General features: G+C 69.9%; 22 protein-coding genes. 19 read left to right on the top strand and 3 right to left on the bottom strand.

Translation table 11 applies throughout. From position 1 onward, the window contains the following. Positions 1-35 precede the first annotated feature (35 nt). Positions 36-1,322: a serine hydroxymethyltransferase gene (locus tag FBT69_05675; protein ID MDL1904292.1), complete on the top strand. Its 1,287-nt coding sequence runs from the start codon at positions 36-38 to the stop codon at positions 1,320-1,322. A 130-nt stretch (positions 1,323-1,452) separates the two neighbouring features. On the opposite strand, the gene FBT69_05670 is transcribed toward FBT69_05675, so the two are convergent. Both FBT69_05670 and FBT69_05665 read right to left on the bottom strand, forming a co-directional pair. Then, complete coding sequence (locus FBT69_05670) at positions 1,453-2,079, bottom strand: ATP-dependent Clp protease proteolytic subunit (GenBank protein ID MDL1904291.1); 627 nt, start codon at positions 2,077-2,079, stop codon at positions 1,453-1,455. Positions 2,080-2,135: 56 nt separating this feature from the next. Next, entirely contained in the window at positions 2,136-2,729 is a 594-nt protein-coding gene (locus tag FBT69_05665) for an ATP-dependent Clp protease proteolytic subunit (protein MDL1904290.1), read from the bottom strand. A gap of 243 nt (positions 2,730-2,972) precedes the next feature. Between FBT69_05665 and FBT69_05660 the strand changes: the two genes are divergently transcribed. From FBT69_05660 to FBT69_05585, 16 genes are all read left to right on the top strand, one after another. After that, positions 2,973-3,749 carry a metallophosphoesterase gene (locus FBT69_05660; protein ID MDL1904289.1) on the top strand — a complete coding sequence of 259 codons (777 nt, stop codon included), beginning with the start codon at positions 2,973-2,975 and terminating at the stop codon, positions 3,747-3,749. 88 nt (positions 3,750-3,837) lie between these two features. Then, positions 3,838-6,168: a membrane protein insertase YidC gene (gene yidC, locus FBT69_05655; protein ID MDL1904288.1), complete on the top strand. Its 2,331-nt coding sequence runs from the start codon at positions 3,838-3,840 to the stop codon at positions 6,166-6,168. 19 nt (positions 6,169-6,187) lie between these two features. Beyond that, a complete protein-coding gene (locus FBT69_05650; GenBank protein MDL1904287.1) occupies positions 6,188-7,519 on the top strand; it encodes a hypothetical protein in 1,332 nt (443 codons plus the stop codon). Between the two features lie 400 nt (positions 7,520-7,919). After that, positions 7,920-8,273, top strand: a complete 354-nt coding sequence (locus FBT69_05645; protein ID MDL1904286.1) for an ATP-dependent Clp protease adaptor ClpS — start codon at positions 7,920-7,922, stop codon at positions 8,271-8,273. A gap of 132 nt (positions 8,274-8,405) precedes the next feature. Then, on the top strand, positions 8,406-8,972 hold the full coding sequence (locus FBT69_05640) for a hypothetical protein (GenBank protein MDL1904285.1): 567 nt from the start codon (positions 8,406-8,408) through the stop codon (positions 8,970-8,972). 40 nt (positions 8,973-9,012) lie between these two features. Further along, positions 9,013-10,704, top strand: coding sequence for a 30S ribosomal protein S12 methylthiotransferase RimO (gene rimO / locus FBT69_05635; protein MDL1904284.1), 1,692 nt, complete (start codon positions 9,013-9,015; stop codon positions 10,702-10,704). Positions 10,705-10,771: 67 nt separating this feature from the next. Further along, a complete protein-coding gene (locus tag FBT69_05630; protein MDL1904283.1) occupies positions 10,772-12,001 on the top strand; it encodes a stage V sporulation protein E in 1,230 nt (409 codons plus the stop codon). Between the two features lie 41 nt (positions 12,002-12,042). Then, positions 12,043-13,146, top strand: coding sequence for a UDP-N-acetylglucosamine--N-acetylmuramyl-(pentapeptide) pyrophosphoryl-undecaprenol N-acetylglucosamine transferase (locus tag FBT69_05625; protein ID MDL1904282.1), 1,104 nt, complete (start codon positions 12,043-12,045; stop codon positions 13,144-13,146). Positions 13,147-13,221: 75 nt separating this feature from the next. Then, positions 13,222-13,770 (top strand): hypothetical protein, encoded by a 549-nt coding sequence (locus FBT69_05620; GenBank protein MDL1904281.1) that lies wholly within the window; start codon positions 13,222-13,224, stop codon positions 13,768-13,770. 32 nt (positions 13,771-13,802) lie between these two features. Then, complete coding sequence (locus FBT69_05615) at positions 13,803-15,143, top strand: GGDEF domain-containing protein (protein MDL1904280.1); 1,341 nt, start codon at positions 13,803-13,805, stop codon at positions 15,141-15,143. A gap of 26 nt (positions 15,144-15,169) precedes the next feature. Beyond that, a complete protein-coding gene (locus FBT69_05610) occupies positions 15,170-16,051 on the top strand; it encodes an HAD-IIB family hydrolase (protein MDL1904279.1) in 882 nt (293 codons plus the stop codon). Continuing rightward, positions 16,045-16,929 (top strand): ribosomal RNA small subunit methyltransferase A, encoded by an 885-nt coding sequence (gene rsmA / locus FBT69_05605; protein MDL1904278.1) that lies wholly within the window; start codon positions 16,045-16,047, stop codon positions 16,927-16,929. Before FBT69_05610 ends, rsmA begins: the two co-directional genes overlap by 7 nt. Next, the gene (locus FBT69_05600; GenBank protein MDL1904277.1) at positions 16,929-17,984 is read left to right on the top strand and encodes an aminoglycoside phosphotransferase family protein; all 1,056 of its coding nucleotides are present in this window, start codon (positions 16,929-16,931) and stop codon (positions 17,982-17,984) included. Before rsmA ends, FBT69_05600 begins: the two co-directional genes overlap by 1 nt. A gap of 164 nt (positions 17,985-18,148) precedes the next feature. Beyond that, positions 18,149-18,331: a histone H1 gene (locus tag FBT69_05595; protein ID MDL1904276.1), complete on the top strand. Its 183-nt coding sequence runs from the start codon at positions 18,149-18,151 to the stop codon at positions 18,329-18,331. Continuing rightward, positions 18,312-18,908, top strand: coding sequence for a beta-hydroxyacyl-ACP dehydratase (locus FBT69_05590; GenBank protein MDL1904275.1), 597 nt, complete (start codon positions 18,312-18,314; stop codon positions 18,906-18,908). Before FBT69_05595 ends, FBT69_05590 begins: the two co-directional genes overlap by 20 nt. Beyond that, positions 18,905-19,879, top strand: a complete 975-nt coding sequence (locus FBT69_05585) for a class I mannose-6-phosphate isomerase (protein MDL1904274.1) — start codon at positions 18,905-18,907, stop codon at positions 19,877-19,879. Before FBT69_05590 ends, FBT69_05585 begins: the two co-directional genes overlap by 4 nt. 280 nt (positions 19,880-20,159) lie before the next feature. Here the strand turns inward: FBT69_05585 and FBT69_05580 are convergent, their stop codons facing one another. Continuing rightward, a complete protein-coding gene (locus tag FBT69_05580) occupies positions 20,160-21,326 on the bottom strand; it encodes a DegT/DnrJ/EryC1/StrS family aminotransferase (GenBank protein ID MDL1904273.1) in 1,167 nt (388 codons plus the stop codon). On the opposite strand from FBT69_05580, the gene FBT69_05575 reads away from it, so the two are divergent. Further along, on the top strand, positions 21,211-22,494 hold the full coding sequence (locus FBT69_05575; protein ID MDL1904272.1) for an efflux RND transporter periplasmic adaptor subunit: 1,284 nt from the start codon (positions 21,211-21,213) through the stop codon (positions 22,492-22,494). The two genes, FBT69_05580 and FBT69_05575, sit on opposite strands and share 116 nt — an antisense overlap. Next, positions 22,491-24,494: an HlyD family efflux transporter periplasmic adaptor subunit gene (locus FBT69_05570; GenBank protein MDL1904271.1), complete on the top strand. Its 2,004-nt coding sequence runs from the start codon at positions 22,491-22,493 to the stop codon at positions 24,492-24,494. The genes FBT69_05575 and FBT69_05570 overlap by 4 nt, the downstream gene beginning before the upstream one ends. Positions 24,495-24,551 lie beyond the last annotated feature (57 nt).

Genomic DNA, 24,551 nt, shown 5'->3' with positions numbered 1-24,551 from the left:
GCTCTCACGGTGAATGCCGTCCGTATCATCCACACATGTCCCACGACTCCATTGCCGACAGTGTGCTCGGGCTGCTGCGCGAGCGTGACCCGGAGGCGGCCGCAATCCTCGCGCGTGAGCAGGAGCGCCAGGCGACGACGCTCGAACTGATCGCCAGCGAGAACCACGTCTCGCCCGCCGTGATGCACGCGATGGGGACGTGCTTCACGAACAAGTACGCCGAGGGCTACCCGGGGGCGCGGTACTACGGCGGGTGCGTCTACCACGACCAGGCTGAGGAGCTCGCGCGCGAGCGGGCGAAGCAGCTCTTCGGATGCCGGTTCGCGAATGTGCAGCCGCACTCGGGGGCGCAGGCAAACGCAGCCGTCTTCCTCGCGCTGCTCCAGCCGGGGGACACGTTCGCCTCGCTGGTGCTGGCGGACGGGGGGCATCTCTCGCACGGGCTGAAGGTGAACCTGAGCGGCAAGTGGTTCAACCCGGTCTTCTACCCGCTGCACTACGACCCGGCCCACCCGCGCTTCGAGCAGATCGACTACGACGCGGCCGAGACCCTGTGCATGGAGCACCGGCCCAAGCTGCTCATGTGCGGGTATTCGGCGTATCCGCGCGTGATCGACTTCGCGCGGTTCCGAGAGATCGCGGACAGGTGCGGGGCGATGCTCATGGCGGACGTGGCGCACATCGCGGGGCTGGTGGCGAGCGGCGAGCACCCCTCCCCCTTCCCACACTGCCACGTGGTGACGACGACGACGCACAAGACGCTGCGCGGGCCGCGCGGCGGGCTGATCCTGACGAACGACGAGGAGATCGCCAGGAAGATCGACCGGGCCGTCTTCCCGGGAATGCAGGGCGGGCCGCTGATGCACGTGGTGTTCGCGAAGGCGGTGGCATTCGGCGAGGCGCTACGACCGGAGTTCAAGGCGTACCAGGGGCGCGTGGTACGCAACGCCAAGGCGCTCGCGGGCGCGCTCCGCGAACGCGGCTACCGCATCACCAGCGGCGGCACGGACAACCACCTGATGCTCGTGGACCTGCGCACGCGAGACCAGAACCTTACCGGCGCGGACGCGGAAAAATGGCTCGAATCGGCGGGCATCATCACGAACAAGAACGGCATCCCGCAAGACCCGCGCCCGCCCCGCGTGACCAGCGGGCTGCGCCTCGGCACGCCCGCCATCACCACGCGCGGCCTGCGCGAGAACGACATGGCGACGGTCGCGGAGTTCATCGACGGAGTGCTCGGCGCGGCGGGCGAGGCGAGCGTGTGCGCGAAGGTGCGCGAGGACGTGCGGGCAATGTGCGCACGATTCGCGCTGCCCTGACGAGGAGAAGATTCTTCTTGCAGCGATCACGCCCGGGACGAGCGGAGCGAATCCCGGGATTCACGTCGAACATCGCGGTCGTGTTCGAGTGCGGGCGATGCGATCGCACGCGGGAGCGGTTGCGGGTGCGTTACTCGTCGTCGTGATGTTCGCGCCGGTGCTGGGGCATGGATTCCAGCACGGCGTCGATGAGGCCGTAGGCAAGCATTTCCTTCTCGTCGAGCCACTTGTTGCGGTCGAGGTCTTCCTCGATGCGCGGTCGCGGCTGTCCGGTGGCCTGCACGTAGACCTCGTAGATGCGGTCTCGCAGGCGGAGCATCTCTCGGGCTTCGATCTCGATGTCGGTCGCCTGGCCCTCCATGACGCCCGAAAGGAGCGGCTGGTGCAGCAGGTTGCGTGCGTTGGGCAGGGCGTAGCGCTTTCCCTTCGCGCCGGAGCAGGCGAGCACGGAGCCCATGCTGGCGGCCTGCCCGATGATGTAGGTGCAGACGTCGGGGGCGATGAAGTTCATGGTGTCGAGAATGCCGAGTCCGGCGGTGACGCTGCCGCCCGGCGAGTTCACGTAAAGATGAATGTCGCTCTTGGGGTCTTCGTTGGCGAGGAAGAGCAGCTGAGCGACGACGAGGTTCGCCATCTCGTCCATGATCGGGCCGCCGAGGAAGATGATGCGGTCCTTCAGCAGGCGTGAGTAGATGTCGTACGACCGTTCGCCGCGTGAGGTCTTCTCGATGACGATGGGGACCAGGTAACTCGACATGTGGCGTGTCCTGCTCTCGGTGCGTTGGATGGGTCGTACGGAGTTGCGGGGCCGGGTCAGCGGGCGACGTTGGCTTCCTTGGGCGGTTCCTTGAGGACCTCGTCCACCAGGCCGTAGGCGACCGCTTCCTCTGCTGAGAAGAACTTGTCGCGTTCGGCGTCGCGGCGGATCTGCTCGACGTCCTGCCCGGTGTGGCGGGAGAAGATTTCGTTGAGTTGCCGCTTGGCCTTGATGATCTGCTCGGCCTGGATGCGGATGTCCTCGGCCTGCCCGGTCACGCCGCCGTAGGGCTGGTGGATCATGATCTTGGCGTGGGGCAGGATGAAGCGCCGTCCCTTGACGCCCGCGGTGACGAGCAGGGCCGCGCCAGAGTAGGCGTAGCCGATGCAGTACGTGGCGACCGGCGAGGAGATGAGGCGCATGGTGTCATAGATGGCGAGGGTGTCGTCGACGCTGCCGCCCGGGCTTTTGATGTAGAAGTTGATCTCCTGCCCGCGTTTCTGGTGTTCGAGGTAGTGCATCTGCATCATCACGCGCGAGGCGGAGACATGGTTGATGTCGCTGGCGAGGAAGACGATGCGGTTCTCGAGGAGGAGTTCCTCGATGGTCATCTCTCGCGTGCGCTGGTAGGTGATCCCTGCGGCCGGCATCGGTGCTTCCTCCCCGCGTGTGGTCGTGTGGCCGCGCGTGCGGCATTCGTGGGGGCATGCTAGGGCCGTCGGTGCGCATCGCCACCGCGCCCCGTGCGGCCAGGTCTGCCCCCATCCACGATCGGCCCGAACGCCCCGCGGCTTTGGGCCGATTGCCGATCCGGTGGGGGTTCCCTACGATGCCCGCCTGCCCCCGGAGGCCCCGGGGCACACCCCCGAGAGCGGGCGCCGAGAAAGCCAGCCGTGCTTACCGCCGTCATCAGCGACATCCACGCCAACGCCGAAGCCCTGCGGGCGGTGCTGGCGGACATCGACTCGCGCGGCATCGAGCGCATCATCTGCCTGGGGGACATCGTGGGCTACGGGCCGGACCCGCTCGAATGCGTGGACATGGTCCGCCGGCGTTGCGTGTGGTCGCTCATGGGCAACCACGACTTCGGCGTGCTCTACGAGCCCACGAACTTCAACCCGGGCGCGGAGCAGGCGGCGTACTGGACGCGAGAGCAGTTCGACAGCGAGCCGGACCCGGCGTTACGGGCTGAACGCTATGAGTTTCTGGGGCGGCTGCGGGTGCGCGTGGTGGAGACGCCGCCGGACGGGAGCACGCCGATCCTGGCGGTGCACGGCTCGCCACGCCGCCCGATCAACGAGTACATCTTTCCGGACGACGCGATCGCCAGCCCGGACAAGCTGGAGGCCGTGTTCGAGCGCGTGGACCGGTTGTGCCTGGTCGGGCACACGCACGTGCCGGGAGTGTTCACGAACGAGCCGGACTTCTACCCGCCCGCGGAACTGGGTGAGATGACGTACACCTTCGCGGAGGAGGAGAAGGCGATCATCAACGTCGGGTCGGTGGGTCAGCCGCGCGACCACGACCCGCGCGCGAGTTACGTGGTGCTGCACCCCGACCGGGCGCAGTTCGTTCGTGTCGAGTACAACGTGGACGTGACGGCGAAGAAGATCAAGGCGATCCCGTCGCTGCACGACTGGCTGGGGGACCGGCTCTACGAAGGCCGGTGAAGGGCGGGCGGAATCCGGCCCGCCGGGATCGGAACGACCGGCTATCGTTGCCCCCTGCCGACGCTGAGGAGGCTCCGCGCGTTCAGCCATGCCGCCGCCCCGCAACAAACCGCTCAGGATCATGGTGCCGCTGGTCGTGATGGTCGCCGGCATCGGTGTGATGATCGCGGTGGCGCGGAACACGGCGAACCAGCGAGCGGCGAGGCAGGCCGCGCAGGCGCAGGTCGAGCAGCAGGCGGCTCAGGAGGCGGTGCGCGAGCAGGCCCCACCTGTGGCGACGGACACGCCGGCGCCGACCGATGTGGCCTCGCCACCCGCTCCTCCGCAGGCCGAGACGGTCGTGGCGCCGACTGGGCTTCGTGCCGAGTCGTTCGAAGGCGATCCGCTGGCGTCGTCATTCGCCCCCTTGGGCGGGCTTGGCTACGACTCGCCCTACGAGATGCGGCTTGAGTTCACGACGCTCGGGGCGGGCGTGCGGTCGCTTCGCCTCGCGGACCAGTTGGATTCGATCAAGACGGATCGGGCGGCGCGCAAGCGCGAGCCTGTCGCGGACGAGCACTTCGTCGAGTTGCAGGCGGAGCGGCGCGTGACGTGGGCAGGCGTGGATGCGCAGGGGAACGCGGTGACGCGGACCGCCGCGATCGCGCCCATGGCCGCGCTTGCGGTGGAAGTGGACGGCGTGCTCGTGCCGCTGGCGGACGCGGTGCGTCCGCTGTGGCGGCAGGTGTCGGAAGGAGAGCCTGGCCGCTTCGAGGCGTTCGTGGTGGATGCCGAGGGGCGGCGCGTCCTGCGCGTCGAGCGGCGCTATACGCTGGCCGAGAACGCGAACGACGTGCTGCTGAGCCAACGGGTCGAGAACCTGACCGAAAGGGCCATGCGCGTGCGGCTGCGGGTGTTTGGTCCGGGCGACCTGCCGGAAGACCACCTCGGCTACGGCGGTGACAAGCGGCGCGTGCGGTTCGGGTACCTGGCCGCACCCGCGGTCGATCCGGCCCGGCAGTTTGTCGCCGCGAGCGACTTCCTCTGGCCCCGTGCGAAGGCGCTCGGGACGCGCGACAAGCAGACCGGTCTGTACCCGGAGACGCTGCCCTCTCCCCTGTGGCCGAACGACCGCGCGGCCGAGAAGTCCTACGAGCTCGTCTGGACAGGGATGACGAACCGGTACTTCGGCGTCGTCATGCATCCGGTCATCGACCTCTCCGCCGCGATGCCGCGCAAGACCTTCGATGCTGTGGAGCGCATCGACCGCGTGGTGCTCAACACGGGCGGCACGGACCCCGCGATGGTGCTGTCGCTCGCGCTGCGCGAGCAGGTCGTGCCGGCGGGGGGCGCTGCGGCGGTGGACCTCGGGCTGTATGCGGGGCCGCTGAGCCGGCCGATCATCCGTGCCCACCCGATGGCAGCCGCGCTGGGGATCGACCGGATCGTGGTGTTCAACTTCGGCGGGATGTGCGCGGCGTGCACCTTCGCCTGGCTGACGGAGCCGCTCCTCTCGCTGATGAGGCTGCTGCACTCCCTGACGCACGACTGGGGCCTGGCGATCATCTTCCTCGTGGTGGTCGTGCGCACGATCCTTCACCCCGTGACGCGGTTCGCGCAGATCAGGATGCAGCGGTTCGGCAAGCAGATGCAGGGACTCGCCCCGAAGCAGAAGGCGATCCAGGAGAAGTTCCGCAACGACAAGCAGCGCATGCAGCAGGAGATGGCCCGGTTGTGGCGCGAGGAGGGCGTCAGCCCGGCCGGCTTCCTCGGGTGCCTGCCGCTCTTCCTGCAAAGCCCGGTCTGGATCGCGCTGTACGCGACGCTCTACTTCGCGATCGAACTCCGGCACGAGCCGGCGTTCTTCGGCGTCTTTCAGGCGATGACGGGTGCGCAGTGGTCGTTCCTGGGCGACCTGTCGGAGCCGGACCGGGCGATCTACTTCGGTCGCACGCTCTTCACGATCCCGCTGATGGGCGCGATCAGTTCGTTGAACATCCTGCCGCTGCTGCTCGGCGTGGTGTTCTATGTGCACCAGAAGTACCTCACGCCGCCCCCCTCGGCCGCGATGACGCCGGAGCAGGAGCAGCAGCAGAAGATCATGCGGATCGTGTCGGTGGTGATGTTCCCCGTGTTCATGTACAACGCGCCGAGCGGGCTTTCGCTCTACTTCATCACGAACTCCACGCTCGGCATCTTCGAGAGCCGGTGGATCAGGGCGCACTGCGAGAAGCACGGGCTGCTCGACCTCGACAAGATCAAGGCGAAGAAGAGCGGCAAGAAGACGGGCTTCATGGCGAGGCTGCAGGAGATCGCGGAGCAGCAGCGAGCGAAGCAGGAGGCCGCGAGACAGGGCGCCGCGGGAGCGAGGCGCGTCGATCCGCGTGCCGGGCGGGACCGGCCGGACGACACGACGCGACGCTACAAGAAGCGGCGCTGAGCAAGGCCAATGATCGGGCGTGCGCACGGGAGACGTCATCGTCGCGGTCGCTTCGCCGCACGGGCGGTCGGCGAGGGCGATCGTGCGCCTCTCGGGGCCCGGGGTGGAGCGTGCGCTCTCGGGCGTCGTCGCGGAGGTGCCGCCGTTGTCCGCGGGGGTGCACGCATGCTCGCTCCGCGTCGCGGATCGGCTGATGATCCCGTGCCTCGTGCTGCGGTTCGTCGCGCCGGCGTCGTACACGGGCGAGGATGCGGCCGAAGTGCAACTCCCCGGCAACCCCGCGCTGGTCGAACGGACGCTCGCGCGGTTGCTCGCGCAGGACGGGGTGCGGCTGGCCGAGCCGGGCGAGTTCTCGGCACGGGCGTACATGAACGGTCGGCTCACGATCGCGCAGGCGGAGGGCGTCGCGGCGACGATCGCCGCACGCACGGCCGAAGACCTCGACGCGGCCAGGCGGCTGCTCAGCGGCTGCACGGGTGAGCGCTACCGCGAATGGGCGGACGAGATCGCAACGCTCCTCGCGCTCGTCGAGGCGGGCGTGGACTTCGCCGACCAGGAGCACGTGGTGCCGATCGCGCCGGCCGACCTGATCGACCGGCTGAGCGCGCTCGTCGCCGAGATCGGCGGCGAACTGCACGGCGAATCGCCCGCGAGCCTGCGCGGCTCGGACCGGGCCGCGGCCGCGCTCGTCGGCCCGCCAAACGCGGGAAAAAGCACCCTTTTCAACGCCCTGTTGGGGCGGCGCCGCGCGGTTGTGAGCGACGTGCCCGGCACGACCCGCGACGTGCTGCGCGAGCCGCTGGACCTCTCTCCGGATGCGCCGGGCGCGCCCGGCGTGGACCTGCTCGACCTGCCGGGCCTGGATGCGGCGACACACGGGCCGATCGACGCCGAAGCCCAGCGCGCGGCGCGGGCCGCGCTCCGTGCCGCGGACGCGATCATCCACTGCGACCCCACGGGCCGGTACGCGCCGATCGAAGACGTGCCCGCTGCAGTTCCCGTCATTCGTGTGCGCACGAAGGCGGACCTTCCGGGGAGCGAACACGGCGGGCTGCCGGTGTGCGCACTCGACGGCTGGAATCTGGGGCCGCTTCGCCGGGCGATCGCGGACTCGGTCGGCGTGCCGACGGGATCGCTGCTGTCGCGTCACAGGCGTGCGCTGGCGCTCACGCTGCGCGGACTGGAGGAGGCTGGCACACTCGTCACGAACGATTCGCGCTCTCTCGGCGCGCCGGAACTGGTAGCGGATGCGTTGCGGGCAGCGTTGGACGCGATCGGGGAGTTGACGGGTCGCGTGACGCCGGACGACGTGATCGGGCGTGTGTTCGCGTCGTTCTGCGTGGGCAAGTAGGGAAACGCGACCCGCCCACCGTTGGGCGGGACGGGTCGCTGGAGGAGAAAGCGTGCATGACGGCGCGCGAGCGCGCATACGGACAGCCCGCGCTCGCCTCTGACCACCCGTTGCACGCCGAACTGCTGAGAAACTGCCCCGTCATCCGGCGGCCGGAGTCGGCCCGAAGCATCATCGGGACAGCAGGTTATACGACGTTCTTGACGATCGGTTCCCGGACGGGCGCGCGGAGGACGGGCCTAGGCGCACCACCGAGTCATAACCCCTTGGGCGGGTCGGGCTTGCGAGTGAGTCGGAAGGGTCGCGGCCCTGGACATTCTGATGAGCGGGGTGGCGTCGGTCCGATCTCGTGATAGGTTTGCAGAAGGCCGAACGCCCCGGCGCCCAGGAGGGGAACGCCATGAGTCGTCAGGCCGACGAACCGGATCGAGAAGAGCAGGCCCGCAAGCGTCAGATCGCGAAGAACCTCGGCGCAGCACGCGACAACGCGGCAGCGTCCGGACCGCGAAGGCTGGACCGGCTCCCGCCCTACAACCTGATGCTCCTGCACGACAACGCGCACGACGCACGCTTCGTGATCCGTGCGATCACGGACTCGACGCCGCTGGATGCGGAAGAGGCCAAGAGCGTGATGCACGAGGCGAGCGCACGCGGCCGGGCAGTGGTGCTGGTGGCGCACTTCGAGCGGGCGGAGTTCTACCGAGAGCGGCTCCGAGCGAGGGGCCTGAGCTCAACGGTCGAGCCGGCAGCGTGAGGGCGGCGCACCTGTCAAGCGGACTCGCCTGCCGATTTGGAGTGGTCGCCCGCACAGCCCGAACGCTCGACCACGCTCCCCCAGCCGATCCTTTCCGCGCATGGATCGCGGTCGGCATGAGATTGGCGTGCGATGTGCCTCCACGCTCGCCCCGTCCGCTCGCCGTGTCGATGCCTGAGCCATCGCCGGCGCTGGCCGGCAGGGGAGACATCCATGACGCTCCGACTCGGTGATCTGCTGGTGGCTCGCGGTCTGCTCAGTCCCGAACAGCGCGACCGCGTGCTGGAAGCGCAGCGCACGCGGGGCAGGCCCTTCGGCGCCCTCGCCGAGGACATGTTCGGGCTTGATCCTGGCTTGGTCGAGGAGGCATGGGCGGAGCAGTACGCGGCGGTCGCACCGCGGATCGACCCGCTGGCGGAGGCGATCGACCTCGAGGCGCTCTCGCTGGTCGAGCGTCGGCAGGCGTGGCAGTTCTCGGTGCTGCCGCTGCGGTTCGAGGACGGCGAGCTGGTCGTCTGCACGACGCGCGAGGCGTTGCCGCGTGCCCTGAAGTTCGTCGGCTGGCGCCTGGCTGGCGCGGTGTACCTGGTGACCGCGGAGCGGGACGCCTTCGTGGCCGCTCTGAAGCGGCACTACCCGGCAGAGGGCATGGCGGGGCTGGCGACTGAGCCTCGGCCTGTCGCGCCGATCGTCTCGTGAACGCCGTGGTTTCCCGGCCGGGGCCTACAGTCCTCATCTGATGCCCCGAGGCGCTCGCACATCCCGAAAGACCGCGGCCGATCCGGGCGTGCGAACGGTCTCGTTCGTGAGCCTGGGGTGCCCCAAAAACCTCGTGGACTCCGAGAAGATGCTCGGCCTGCTCGCCGAGGATGGGCTGATCCCGGTCTCCTACGACCCCTCCGCGCACGACTGGGGGCACGACGACGCGCTCTCGGTCGAGGGGGGCGGGCCGGTCGAGGACGGCATCGAGCCGGCGGACGCGGTCGTCATCAACACATGCGGGTTCCTCGAAGCGTCCAAGCAGGAATCGCTCGGCGTCATCCGCGACGCCGTGCGCGCGAAGCAGCGCGGCATGGTGAAGCGCGTGATCGTTGCGGGGTGCCTCGTGCAGCGGCACAGGGCGAAGATGCTCGAGTGGGCGCCGGGCATCGACGCGATGATCGGCGTCTTCGATCGCGACCGCATCGTCGAGGCCGTGCGAGGCACCGGCGCGGCGCGCCAGGACATCGGCGAAGAGCGGCCACCGTACTGGATCGCAGCCAACGCGCTCCAGGCCGCGAAGGAGCGGGGACGCAACACCGTCGGCCTGACGGTGAATGGGAAGGACGGCAGGGGAGTCGGGTACTTCGAGGACGACTCGGCCCGTCTGCGCCTCACCCCGCGGCACTACGCCTACCTGCGCATCAGCGAGGGCTGCAACCAGAACTGCGCGTTCTGCACCATCCCCGGCATCCGCGGCAAGATGCGGTCCAAGCCGATCGAGCGGTGCGTCGCCGAGGCCCGCGAACTGCTGACCGACGGCGCGTTCGAACTGAACCTCATCGGGCAGGACACGACGAGTTACGGCGACGACCTCGGGGGCGGGTGGCGGCCGGGCATGGGACGATTCGAGGCCGGGCTGCCCGCGCTGCTCGACGCCCTCGACCGGGCGGCGGAAGAGACGGCCGGATCGGCGTGGATCCGGCTCATGTACGCCTACCCCTCCAACTTCCGCGACGAGTTCATCGACGCCTTCGCCGAGGTGTGCGCACGAGGCCGCGTGCTGCCATACATCGACATCCCCCTCCAGCACGGCTCGGACCGCATGCTCGCTGCGATGCGCCGCCACGTGACGGCGGAGCAGCAGCGGCGTCTCATCCGCATGCTCCGCGAGCGCGTGCCCGGTATCGCCATCCGCACGACCTTCATCAGCGGCTTCCCGGGCGAGTCCGAGGACGACCACCGCGACCTGCTGGCCTTCGTGGAAGAGTCGGCCTTCGACGCGGTGGGAGTGTTCGAGTATTCGCGAGAGGACGGCACGCCGGCGGGCACGATGGAGGGAGACCCCGCGCTCGCCGTCGCGGCCGAGGTGAAGACCCGTCGCAAAGCGGAGGTTCTGCTGCTCCAGCAACGGATCGCGTTCGAGCGAGCGGCCGCCCTCGCCGCGAAGTTCGACCCGAACCGGCCGGCGGCGACGGGGGTACGGCTTGACGTGCTCGTGGACGGACAGTGGGCGATGGGCGGTGAACAGCGGACATCCGGCCACTGGTACCGAGCACGAGCGAGGTTTCAGGCCCCGCAGATCGACGCGGTGACGTACGTGCTCTCCGGCTCGCCGCTCAGCCCCGGCGAACTGGTGCGGTGCGTGGTGGTGGGGAGCGACGGGTACGACCTGATCGCCCGGCCCGTGGCGGACCTGGACCGCCGTGTGCCGCTGGCGGTCGTCCGCTGAGCCGACGCGGGGCCGCGGCGCGCCGTTGCAGGGTTTGCGGCGGGTCTCCCGATAACAGAGTCACGTCATGCTCCGCGCCGGCCAGACGATCGCCATCTGTGTGCTCGCCCTGCTCACGCTGGGCGTGGTGATGGTCAACTCGGCGGGGATGGCGGTCTCGCCCATCGGGGCCGAGGTGGACGCGGACGGCATCACGCCGCGGTCGATCATCCTGTCCCGCTCAACCGTCTACATGCTCGTCGCCTGCGGCGCGTTCGCGGCGGCGGCCTTCGCACCGGTCCGACGGTTCTTTGGTCCCTCCGATGTCCTTTGCCCACGGTCCACTGCCCATTGCCCTCCCGATCGCGGCCTTGTGGCCGCGGGTTTGGTCACGCTCGGCCTGGTTTGCGTGCTCGGTCTGGTCTACGTGCCGGGCCTCGGACGGGAAGTGAACGCCTCATCGCGCTGGATCGCGCTGCCGATCGCCGGCGGCCTGTCGGTGCAGCCCTCCGAGATCGCCAAGTGGGGGCTGATCGGGCTGATGGCGTGGCTCGCGACCCAGCGGGCGGCCCTCATGCCGCGGTTCTGGTTCGGCCTCTTTCCAGCGCTCGTGCTCACCGGTGTCGTCGCCGGTCTTGTGGTCCTCGAAGACCTCGGCACGGGCGTCCTGATAGCCGCGGCCGCGAGCGTCGTGCTGCTCGCGGGCGGGGCGAGGCTGCTGCACTTCGCGTGCTTTGTGCCGGTCGGCCTGCTGTGCATCGCCGGCGCGATCGTCGTCAGCCCCTACCGGGTGCGGAGACTCACGGCGTTTCTCGACCCCTTCGCCGATCCGCAGGGGTCCGGCTACCACATGATCCAGTCGATGGCGGCCGTCGCGGGGGGCCAGGGATGGGGGCGCGGGCTTGGGCACGGCATCCAAAAGTTCGGCTACCTGCCCGAGGATCAGACCGACTTCCTCTTCGCCATCATCTGCGAGGAACTCGGCATCGCCGGCGCAGCGCTCGTGGTCGGGCTGTACGCCTGCCTGCTCGTCACGGGGGTGGTGATCGTCCGGCGCGAGCGATCGCCCTTCCTGAAGCTCCTCGGCATCGGGGTGCTGGCGACGGTCGGCCTGCAGGCGATCATCAATCTCGCCGTCGTCACCGGACTCGGGCCGACGAAGGGGATCGCGCTGCCTCTGCTCTCGTCGGGCGGGACGGGCTGGGTGCTGACGGCGGCCGCGCTGGGGTTGCTCGCGGCGATGGACCGCACGCAGCCGGTGCCCGCCGCCGACGACGAGGAGCAGGCCGACGCGGAGGCCGTTCCCTCGATGCCCTGATGCCTTGATCCCTCGATCCCTGCTCCCATTCAATCCGCAGCATGAACACGCCCGGCTTCATCTTCGCGGGGGGGGGAACGGGCGGGCACCTGTACCCTTCGCTCGCCGTGCTCGAACGGCTCCGAGAGCGTGTCGGGGGCGAGGTGCGAGCGCTGTTCCTGTGCTCGTCGCGGGGCGTGGATCGAGCGATCCTGGAGGGCGAGGGGGTCGAGTTCGTTCCGCTGCCCATCGCCACTCCGGCGATGCGCCCTGTTGCGATGGCGCGGTTCATCGGGTCGTGGGGAGCGTCGGTCCGAACCGCGCGTGCCGCCATCCGGCGCGCGCGAGACGAGTGCGCCAGCGTGCGTGTCCTGTGCACCGGCGGGTTCGTGAGCGCGCCGTCGGTGCAGGCCGCCCGCGTCGAACGGTGCCCGGTGACGCTGCTGAACCTCGACACGCCGCCGGGGAAGGCGAACCGCTGGCTGGCGCGCCATGCCGCGCGGGTGTTGAACGCAGGACGCGACGCGCACGTCGGCTGGGCCTCGATCGCACCGGTTGTTCGGAGAGCCGCCCTCGCGCCGGGCGATCGTGCCTCGTGCCGACGCTCGCTCGGTCTGGACCCCCACCGCCCCACACTGCTCGTGACGGGTGCGAGCCAGGGGGCGAGCAGCATCAACCTGTTCATGGCCGAGTTCGTGCGCGAGCGTGCGAATGACCTGGCTGGCTGGCAGGCGCTTCACCAGACAGGCCCGAAAGACGGCGACGCGGTGCGCGAGGCGTACGTGCGGGCGGGCGTGCCGGCGCGCGTAGTGGACTTCATCAACCCGATGGGCATGGCGTGGGGCGCGGCCGATCTGGCCGTCGCGCGGGCAGGCGCGGGCACGGTCGCCGAGGTGTGGGCGAATCGAGTGCCCACGATCTTCATGCCCTTCCCCTACCACCGGGATCAGCACCAGCGGCACAACGCCGAGCCGCTCGAAAGGGCCGGCGGCGCGGTCATCGCGGCCGACCTGATCGAACCATCACGCAACATGACGACGGCGGGCGTAGCGCTCGCCGACCTCCTGCGCGACGCGGGCCGACGCGATGCCATGCGCACCGCCCTGGCCGACCTCGGACCCGTGGACGGAGCAGCCCGGGTTGCCGAAGCCCTGTTCCATTCCTGAACACCTTGGACTCCCTTCTTCACGTCCACTGTCACTGTCGATTGTTTCACGGGCGGCGTGCCGTACACTGGGGGCATGGAGGGTCCGCGTTCATCGCCGCCTTGCGTGCTCTGGCACGCTCCGCGTGTCCGTCCGCCGGCCGCGCTGCTGGAGGCCCTTCGGCGCCGCGGGATCGAGCCGACGGCGGAAATCGGTCCCTACGCGGCCTTCGCCCGGCTGTTGCGCATGAGCAAGTCGGCCGGACACCCGCGCCCTGTGCTTGTACTGGTCGAGCCGGACTCGTTGCCGGATTGGGATCGCGTGGTTGCCGCGGCTGTTCGCTTCGTCCCGGCTGCGGTCTGCTGGGCATTCCGAGCGGGCAACCCGGACTCGCTCACCGTGGTCGAGTCACCGAGGCCGAAGCCGGTGACTTTTGTTCACCCCGCCCCGGCACCTGCGTCCGGCGCGCCGCTGCGGTTGTCCGGAACTCTCGCCGGGGCATCGGCGGCGACGCCGGGAGCAAACGGGCAGAAATCCTCCCCCGAACCCGATTCGATGCCGAACGCCCGGACGCTCCTGACCGAAGAAGAGTTGGCGATGCTGTTGGCCGATGAACCCACCGGGGACGCGCAGCGCGGTCGCTGAAGGTGCGTCCAGGTCGAGTGCGGGAGTGGCAGGTGGCCCCTGAGTCCCCCGAGTTGCGAGTGATCCTGGTCGGCCGGACCGGCCTCGACGCGCGCCTCCGGCTGGACCCAGGCATCGAGGTCATCCGCGCTCGCACGCCGCTCGACGCCATCGGCGAACTGAGCGACCCGATCGACGATCGCAGCCCCTCGGCGGCAGTGGTGGTCGTCGCGCCGGACGCTGAGCCGTCGGTGAACGGGGACTCGGCGTCGCGCGGCGACAACCTGCCGAACTTCCTCGCCGGCCTGCGCCTGATCGATCCGTGCGTGCGGGTGTTCCGCGTTGGGGCGGGCAGCCCGCAGGCGGGGCTGTACGACGGCGTGGTTGAGGCGGGCGCTACGGGGCAGACGCTGCGCGAGATGCTGCGTGCGGCATCGTCGAACGGGAAGACGCCCACGGACGACGGCGATCGCGAGCGCGTGCGAGCGGAGAGCGCGATCGACCCGATCGTCGATGCCCTGCTCGCGGCCGGATCGGAGCGCCCCGTCGGCGATGCGCCGATGGTCGAGCGGCTGCTTCGCGGCGGGGAGCCGCTCGCTGAGGGCCTCGCGCTGATCCGTGATCGAACGGGGAGAGCTGACGTCGAGTTCATCCCACCTGGCGCGGAGCGCGACGCGGCCGGTGCCGTCGCGCTCGTGCCTGCGGGCGCGGGCGGCGCGCCGGCGGGCGCGCTGCGAAGCGCGACGGCCACACCCGAAGAGTTGCGTCCGCACGCGGCCTGGCTCGGGCTGTGGCTTCGCCTTTCGTCGCAACTCGCCGAACTGCGACAGGCCGCGTTCCGCGACCCGGTCACCGGGGCGTGGAATCGACGCTACTTCGACCGGTTCCTGACGGTTGCGATCGACCGCGCCCGCGAGGCGCGGCGTTCGCTCACCGTGCTCGTGTTCGACATCGACAACTTCAAGCAGTTCAACGACAAGCACGGGCACGGCGCGGGCGACGAGATTCTCCGCGAGACCGTGCGGATGCTCACGAGCGTCGTGCGGCCGACCGACCGTGTCTGCCGCATCGGCGGCGATGAGTTCGCGGTGATCTTCTACGAGCCGCACGGCCCGCGCGACCCCGGAAGCCGCCACCCGGCCTCGGTCTTCGACATCGCCGAGCGCTTCCAGCGACAGGTCCACTCGTGCCGATTCCCGAAACTCGCCGGGCTGGCTCCCGGCACGCTCACCATCTCGGGAGGGCTGGCGACCTTCCCGTGGGACGGCTCGACCGCTGAGAAACTGCTCGACCGCGCCGACCGCCTCGCGCTGGAGAGCAAGGAGGCGGGGAAGAACGTCATCACGCTCGGGCCGGGCGCGCTCAAACTTCGCGACGGCGGCTCGACGGAGTGACCGCGCCGCGCCCGCTACCATCGGGCGTGCGCCGCTACGACATGCTCGCGATCGACCTCGACGGCACGCTGCTCGACCCCGCGGGGCGCGTCAGCGCGCGCAACGCAGAGGCGATCGCAAGGGCGCGCGAGGCGGGCGTGGCCGTCACGGTCTGTACCGGGCGCGGGCTGGCGGAGTCGCAGTTTGCGTTGCGAGCGATCGGGCAGGAGGAGCCGGTGGTCGTCGCGGGCGGGTCGATGATCGCCTGCCCGCGCACCGAGGCCACGCTCCACCGGTTCCCCATGCACCCGACGCTCTCCTCGCGGCTGGTGGATGCGATCCTCGACCACGGGCACGCCGCGCTCGTGCTCAAAGACCGGCACGCGGCGGGATACGACTACCTCGTCGTCACCGGAGAGCAGCAGCACGCGCTGGACCCGACCACGCAGTGGTGGTTCGAGACGATGTGCGTGAACGTGCGGCTGGCCCGTTCGATCGCGGAGGACGAGCACCCGGATCACACGGTGCGCGTCGGGGCGTGCGCGCGACCGGCCTCGCTGCAGGGCGTCGAGGCGGTCGTGCGGGCCGAGTTCGGCGGGCTGGTCTGCTACCACAACTTTCCGGCGGTGGTGGAGGCGGAGAAAGCGTCGGACCCCGACGCCGTCCACATCCTCGAACTCTTCGACGCGCGGGCGGACAAATGGTCGGCGATCCGGCACCTCGCCGACGAGCGCGGCATCGGCGCCTCGCGCATCTGCGCCATCGGCGACCAGGTGAACGACCTGACCATGATCCGCGGCGCTGGCCTCGGCGTGGCGATGGGCAACGCCATCCCGGACGTGCGAGCTGCTGCGGCACGCATCACCCGCTCGAACGCCGAGGACGGCGTCGCGTGGGCGGTGGAGCGGGTGCTCTGGGGTGAGTGGTGATCGCGTGCGTTCGTGCCCCGATCGTACAATGCGTCGTGCCCCAAACGCTCTCCGAGATCCGCGGACTCCTCGCCTCGCGCGGACTCTCGCCGCGCCACGCGCTCGGGCAGAACTTTCTGATCGATCACAACCTGCTCCGTCGGCTCGTCGATGAGTCGGGCGTCGGAGCGGGCGACCTCGTGCTCGAGGTCGGGCCGGGCACGGGGACGCTGACGGAGGAGTTGCTGGCGCGCGGCTGCGAGGTCATCGCCTGCGAGCTGGACCGCGGGTTGGCCGGCTTGCTTCGGAATCGGCTCGGAAACGAAGCGAGGTTCACGCTGGTCGAGGGCGACTGCCTGGAGGGCAAGCGAGCGCTCTCGGGCGCGCTGGCGGGTGCGCTCGCGGGTCGCCCGTTCACGCTCGTCGCGAACCTGCCTTACGGCAGCGCGACGCCGCTCATGCTCACGCTGCTCGTGGATCATCCCGAGTGCCGCGCGATGTTCGCGACGATCCAGCGGGAGGTCGCGGATCGGCTGGCAGCGCGCCCGGGGTCGAAGGCGTACGGGCCGTTGGCGGTGGTCGCGTCGTTGCTCGCACGCGTGCGGACTGTTGCGGCGCTCGCCCCGGAGTGCTTCTGGCCGCGGCCGGAGGTGACCAGCGCGATGGTGGCGATCGAGCGCAACCCCGACGCTCCGTCGCTGGACACGCGTGCCCTGGCCGACTTCTGCCAAAGGCTGTTTGCCCAGCGACGCAAGCAGATCGGCTCGGTTCTCGGACGCGACTTCCCCTGGCCGGAGGGCGTCCGGACCTCGGACAGGGCAGAGAGCCTGCCTCCCGAGGCGGTGCTGGAGATGTTCCGCGCAGAGGTTGTGCGGAACGGCACGAACCGTGTAGCGTGATGGCGGCGGTGCCGACCGCCGTGGGAGAACGCGCCGATCCGATGAGCGGAGGACCGTCCAGCCCCAGCCCGGTGGGCGACCCGCAGACGCTGGCCGCCGCACTCGCTCCGGCATTGCGAGAGGCGTGCGGCGGGCGTCTCGGCGAGATCGAGTGGTTCCGTTCCACGTGGCAGCGGGGCGGCGCGGCAACGGGCTTCGCGCAGTGGACGGAGCGCGATGGGCGCACCCTGCCGGTTGTGGTGAAACTCCCGGTCGGCCCGCGCGAGCACCGCTGGGCGATGCTGCTTGGCGCAGCGGAAACGGACACGATGCCGACGCCTGCCCACGAGCGACCCGTTCCCCGTGTGGTGACGGGCGGGAACTCGCTGGACGGGTATGACCTCGGCTGGCTCGTGATGGAACGTCTCGACGGGCACACGCTTTCGCACGCGATCGACCGGGCTGCGATCGAGGAGCTTCTTCGTACAGCTGCCCGCTTCCATGCTCTCGCCGAGCAGGCCAGGCCGGTTGAGGGGCCGCCCCCGGAGCGTGACTGGGGATCGCTGATCGCCCGATCGCGCGAGGCCCTGCGGGCACACGAGGTCGAGATCGGTGACGCCCAGCGCTGGAACGAGGCGTTGAAGAAGGTGCAGCGAGCCTTGCCGATGCTCGAGGCAGCGTGGCGGGCGAGGCCCTTGGACACCTGGTGTCATGGCGACCTCCACCCCGGCAATGCGATGCGACGGTCGGGCAGTGACGGCCGCCCCGGGCCGTGCGTGCTGCTGGACCTTGCGTTCGTCCACGCGGGATCCTGGGTGGAGGACGCGGTCTACCTGGAGCGCCAGTTCTGGGGGCACGAGGATCGTCTGGATGGGATCAAGCCGGTCTCAACACTCGCTAAGTGCCGACGAGAACTTGGGTTGCGTACAGATGGGGACTACGGAACGCTGGCATCGATCCGACGGGTTCTGATGGCCGGCTGCGTTCCCGGAGTAGCCGCCCACGAGGGAACCCCGGCCTATGCGGCTGCGGCCCTGGGAATCATCGAGCGCGTCCTGCCGCAGATCACCCGCTGAGACCGGGCGATGCCGGTTTTTGACCCCTTGTGCCTGTCGGAAGGGGTATGCTGTGGCCGGGCAGGCCCGGGGGCCTGCCGGTATCCTCGGGGGTCCGAGGTCGAACCGCACGCACGCGTCCCGGCGTCCGACGCCGGGTCGCCCAGCAGCAGGGGCGCGAGGCCGTGGAAGCATTCGAACACCTCAAGAAACTCGTCGCCGAGGCGCAGGACGACATCGAGAAGGCCGAAGGTGGAAACAAGGCGGCCGGCACCCGCGCCCGGCAAGCCATGCAGCAGATCAAGGAAGCGGCCCAAGAGGTTCGCAAGCAGATCCTGGAACTCCGCGATGCCGGGAAGCCCTCCTGACACCACGACGCTTGGGGCGAGACCAGCCGTGGACGCCTCCGAGGACGCCCGTGGTGCATCGCCCGAGGTGAACCAGGACGGCCTCCTGTTCGACCTGTCGGGGCTGAATCTCGACCGGACCATCGTCGATCGCGCCGGACTCGAGCGATACCTCCCACACCGAGGGACGATGCTCCAACTCGACGGTGTCCTGTGGCAGAATGAAACGAAGACGCGCGCGGTCGGCGTGAAACGCGTGCGCGACGACGAGTTCTGGGTGGCCGGGCACTTCCCAGGCCGACCGATGCTGCCGGGCGTGCTCATGGTCGAGACGGCGGCGCAGCTCGCCGCGTACCTCTTCAACGTCCGGCAGACCGAGCCGCAACTGGCCGCGTTCCTGCGCATCGAGAGTTGCGTCTTCCGCAAGAGCGTGTCTCCCGGCGACACGCTGCTGATCCTGTGCCAGGAGCACAAGATCGGGCGGAGGCGGTTCACGAGCGATGTGCAAGGCGTCGTGGACGGGCAGCCGACATTCGAGGCACGGGCGAGCGGCATCGCGCTCGGCCCGTTCCGCGGGTCGATCACCGGGCAGCCATGACCGCGCCCTACCCGCTCACGTTCGAGCCGATCCTGAAGGAAAAGGTCTGGGGCGGTCGCCGCCTCGCGCGGTACGGCAAATCGCTGCCAGAGGGCGCGCTCGTGGGCGAGTCGTGGGAGGTCGCGGATCTGGCAACAACGAGCGCGTCGGGGGGTGGGGGGGGCGAAGCCCGCTCGATGATCGCTTCGGGCACGTTGGCAGGGCGAACGCTGCACGACGCAATGGAGGCGTGGGGACGCGGGCTGCTGGGTACGGCGCGCCCCGCCCCGGACGGCGGTTTTCCGCTGCTCGTGAAGTTCCTCGACGCGCGCGAGCACCTGAGCGTGCAGGTACACCCTTCGCCGGAGTACGCCCGCGAGCACCCCGGCGCGCACCTCAAGACGGAGTGCTGGTATGTGCTGGAGGCCGATCTCGGGAGCGTGATCTACAAGGGCGTAAAGCGGGGCGTCGCGCGGGCGGATTTCGAGCGGGCGCTGCGGCGCGGACAGGGCGAAGGTGTGGTGCAGTTGCTGGAAGCGGTCCCCGCCGTGCCCGGCGAGTGCCACAACCTCCCCAGCGGCACGGTGCACGCGCTCGGTGCGGGCGTGCTGGTGGCCGAAGTGCAGACCCCGAGCGACACCACGTTCCGGGTGTACGACTGGGCGAAGGAGTACGGTCGGGCGGGGCGAGAACTGCACGTCGAGCAGGCGATGGCGTGCATCGACTTCAAGCCCGCGCCGCGCGCAGTGAAGTTCTTCGGCGAGGGCACGATGCCGATGGCTTCGACCGCGATCTATTCGGTGACGGCGGCGGGGCGGGGCACGACGCGAGTTGCCGGGGCGTGCACCGTCGTGATCTGCGCCGCCGGGCGCATCACGGTCGGCGACCTGCCCGTGAAGGCGGGCGGCGTTGTACTCGTGCCGGCGGATACCAGCCTCGTCGTGGACCACACGGAGGGGGTCGCGCTGCTGGTGGGACTGGCGGCGCGCTGACTTCCCGTCACGAGGTCGTGGCCGATCAGCCGTCCTCCACACTCGGCCATTGCTCGTGGAGGCCGGATCGGTCGATCCCGCGATGGAGGTGCGCGTCTTCGATCATGCTCCGGGCGGAACATCACATCATCCCGTCGAGCATGGCGGGTCGTTCCTCGGGTGTCTTGCGCTGGAGCGCTTTCGCCATCGCTTCGCTGACGCACTCGCGTTCCGGAGTGGGGAAGCGCCTCGCATCCAAGGGCGAATCATAGGAGAACACCGGCGGCCGTGCGATTCAGGTCTACGCTCGGAATGCCTCGGCCACCTTCCGCAGCGATCCCTCGATCACGCGGAAGTGCTCCTCCGTCAGCGCGTGGTGCATGGGCAGGCAGAAAACCCGGGCGGAGAGTGAACTCGCGACCGGCGTGTCGTGCCTGTTCCACGGGGCCAGGGCGGGCTGGTCCACTGTCGCACGCGGGTAGTGAACGGCGGTCGGCACGCCCTCGGCCTTCAGCGCGGCGCAGAACTCGTCGCGGGTGCAGGTGAAACGCGACAGGTCCATCTTCACCGTGTAGAGGTGCCACACGGCCTCGGCCTTCGGTGTGACCGTCGGCGCCGCCAGCCCGTCGATGTCGGCCAGGATCGAATCGAACCGACCGGCCGCGGACTGGCGGGCGGCGGTCTCCGCGGGCAGACGGTCGAGGCGCGAGCACCCGATCGCGCCGGTGATGTCGTTCATGCGGTAGTTGAAGCCGACTCGCTCGTGCAGGTACTTTTCCGTCTCGCCGTGCGAGCGCAGCAGGCCGATCTCTCGGGCGAGGGCATCGTCATTCACGGTGAGCAGCCCGCCCTCGCCTGTGCCGAGGTTCTTGGTGGCGTAGAAGGAGTAGGTGACAGCGTCGCCGAACGCGCCGATGCCGTGCCCGCCGTAGCGCGCGAGGTGCGACTGCGCGGCGTCGTACACGACCCGCAGGCCGTGCTTCGCGGCGATCGACTGGAAGGCGTCAACGTCCACCGGGCACCCGTAGAGGTGCGTAGCCGCGATGCCTCGGGTGCGCGGCGTGACCTTGCGGGCCGCGTCCGCAGGGTCCATCTGGAAGGTGTCCTCGCGGCAATCCACGAAGACGGGGGTGCAGCCGGCCGCGACAACCATGCTCACGGTGGCGATGTAGGTCCAGGCGGGGACGAGGATCTCGTCGCCGGCAGAGAAGAGCGCGCCGTACGCGAGTTGCAGCGCGGTCGTGCCGTTGGAGCAGGTCAGCCCGTGTCGGGCGTCGGACATCTCCGCGAAACGTCGTTCGAGTTCCTCGCAGCGAGCGGCGGCGCGGAGCATCCCGGACTCGAGCACGGCGATGGCGGCGTCGATGTCGGCCCGGTGGAGCTGGGGCTTCATGAAGGGGACAGGGGTCGTGCTGACCGGCGTGCCGCCGTTCAGTGCGAGGCGGCCGGCGGGTCGGGTGGCGTGCATCACGGGTGTGGACACCGGGGGACTCCGTTCTGCCGATGTGGTGGGGGGAGCAGCCTCGGATGGGCGGCCTGAGGGCTACGATAGGCGGGAACCGGCCCCGGTGGCGGGGCGTAGACCTCCTAGCCCACCGTGCGGGAGCCCCAGGGCCGACGACCACACCGCGGCCCATCCCTCCGGCCAACGCCGGGAACGACGGCTCCTCCTTATGGAAGAAAGCACTCCCATGAGTCCACCTGTTGTCAGGCGGCGAGTTGCCGCGGTGATCGGTCTGGTGTCGGTCGCGGTGGTGTGCGCGGCGTCGATTGTGCCGTCGCCTCAGCCCGCGGCTGAGTCGGCGACGGTGCGTTCGTTCGGCGGCGAGCGGGCGGTCACGAAACCGAGCCGCGACGCGGTGATGGGCTTCTCTCTGTCTACGAGCGTGGCGGAGGTCGCCGTGGTCGGCGGGCAGCGGGTGGCCGCGGGCGACCTGCTCGTTCGCGGCGACGACAGCGAGGACATCGCCGAGGCGCGCTTCCAGCGCGAGCGCGCCGAGACCGAACTGCCCGTGCAGCGCGCCCGCAAGCAGACGGAACTGGCGAGGCTGGAGTTCGATCGCGCCGACGAGGTCTTCCGGCGCGGCGGGTTGTCGCAGGCGGAGTACGACCGCGCCCGTGTGGCGAGCGAGACGGCGGAGATCGACCTCGACCTCCAGTTGTTCAACCAGACGCTCTCTCGTCTGCAGGCAGACAGAGCCGAGGCGAGGGTGGCGAAGTTCAGCCTGCGCGCGCCGTGGGACGGCGTGGTGGACCAGGTGCTCGTGGACGAGGGCCAGTCCGTGCGCGAGGGCGATCCGGTCGTGCGCATCGTGTCCGTCGATCCGCTGGAGATCGATGTGCCCGCGCCGGCGGACCAGACGCTCGAACTCGGGCTGAAAGTCGGCGACCCGGCGTGGGTGCTGATGCCGGTGGCGCGCGACCAGCGCGTGTATCTCGGCACCGTCTCGGAGGTCGCGCCGACCGTGGACGCGGCCAGCGGCACGCGGCGCGTCCGCGTCGAGGTGCCGAACCCCGAGCATCTCGTGCCCGGCCTGGCGTGCTGGGTTCGCTTCACCGAGCCGAGCGCGGAGTGGCGGGAGCGGATCGTGCCAGGCCGCGCGGCACGCGCGACGAGGGGGGAGGCAGCGCCGTGATCGACCTGTCGAAGTTGCGAGCGCCAGGCTGGCAGCGCGTGGTGGCGGAACTCTCCGCGCCAGCGCCGGACGACCGCACGTTTTTGATGCGCCTGATGGCAGTGCTCGCCCAGGCGGCCGGGGCGCGCCAGGCCGTGCTCTTCACCGTGGGCGTGAGCGGGGACGAGGGCGGCTCGGGCGAGCCGGAGCCGCGGCCCGTCATGGTCTGGCCCCCCCCTTCCGACGCCCAGGGAGGGACGCTGCCCGAGGGCGCGGTCGAGCGTGAGATCGACGTCCGTGGCGGAGCACGAGCGGCGGCCACCGCGAACAGGATCGAGGTCTACGGCCTCGAGGCCGACAGCCCCTTCTACGACTCGGACCACAAGGGCTATCTCGTCGCGGTGCCGCTGGCGTCGGGCACGCCTGAGGGGCCTGCGCCGGTCGTGCGGCACGTCATCACGCTCCTTCTCGAAGGGCGGTCGCGGGCCGCGTTGCAGACGACCCTGGCGCTGGTCGAGGTGCTGTGCGGCTACGTTCATGCGCACGGAGCGCGGCAGGCGTTGCGCCGGACGCGCGCCGCCGGCGCCGCCCTGGACCTGGCGACGCGGCTGATCGCATCGCTGAACGCGACGCCGAACTTCAAGGGGGCGGCGATGCAACTGGCGAACGATCTCTCTCGCCAGCTGGGCGTCGATCGTGTCGCGGTCGGATGGGCGAAGGGCATCGGCCGCGGCGGCGAAGGGGCGAGCGTGAAGGTCGTGGCCATCAGCGACACCGAGCACGTGGACCGGCGAATGGCGATGGTCCAGAAGCTCGAAGCCGCGATGGACGAGTGCTTCGACCAGGAGCAGCCGGTGATGCACCCCCCCCCTCCGGAACGGGGCGAGGCCGGCGAGGTCGCCGACGTGCTGCTGGCGCAGGCGATCACGCACGCGCACCGGGAGTTGGCGTCATCGGACGCGAAACTGAAGGTCTGCTCGCTGCCGCTGCGCATCGACGAGGACGCCGCGGGCGTCGTGACGGTCGAGACGAGCGGCGAAGGACGGATCGACCCCGCGACGATCGAGCTGCTCCAGAGCACGATGGACCTCGTCGCGCCGGTGCTGCGGCTCAAGCGGCTCAACGACCGCAACCTCGCGCTGCGCACCTGGGACGCGACACTCCGCGCGGGCGAGTGGCTCGTCGGTCCGAAGCACACGGCGTGGAAACTGGCGGGCGTGACCGTGATGGCGATCGCCATCCTCGTCACGTTCGTTCGCGTGCCCTACCGCGTCGAGGCGCCGATCACGCTCGAACCGAGGCACAAGCGGACGATCTCCGCACCGTTCGACGGCATCATCGCCGCGCTGCCGGACGAGATCCGCCCTGGGGCACGCGTCGCAGCCGGCGACGTGCTGCTGGAACTGGACACGGTCGAACTGCGCCTGCAGATACTCGAAGCGGAGAACCGTCGGCGCGAGGCGCTCAAGCGCGCTGACAACGCCCGCGCTCAGGGCAAGCAGGCCGAGGTGCAGCAGGCCGAGGCGCAGGCAGATGCCGCACAGGCCGAGGTAGACCTCCTGGCGACGAAGATCGAGCGGGCCGTGGTGCGGGCGCCGATCGCAGGGACGATCCTCGCTGGCGAACTGGAGGAGCGGATCGGCTCGTCGGTGCAGACGGGGCAGGCGCTCTTCGAGATCGCTCCGCTCGACGACATGATCGGCGTCGCGCGAGTGGACGACCGCGACATCGCGCTCATCATGGAGGCCGCTGGTCGGGAGAGCGGCGCGGCACGGCACGACCTCGCGACGAAGGCCAAGCCCGACACCCGGTTCGGGTTCGAGATGGAGCGCATCGTGCCTTTGGCGACGCCGGAGGAGGGACGCAACGCCTTCGAGGTCCGCGTGCGTCTGACCGAGACCGCCCCCTGGATGCGACCGGGCATGGAAGGGCTGGCGAAGTTCGACACCGGCCGGCGCACGCTGCTCGACATCGGCACCCGGCGGATCAGGGACACGGTGAGGTTGTGGCTGTGGTGGTAGGACAAATGACCAAGCGGCAAACAGCCGAATAGCGAAAGTGATCCAGTCGTGCCATCA

The sequence above is a fragment of the Synechococcales cyanobacterium CNB genome (assembly GCA_030263455.1).
Taxonomy (GTDB): Bacteria; Planctomycetota; Phycisphaerae; order Phycisphaerales; family UBA1924; genus CAADGN01.
This window is presented reverse-complemented; position numbering and strand designations above follow the sequence as displayed.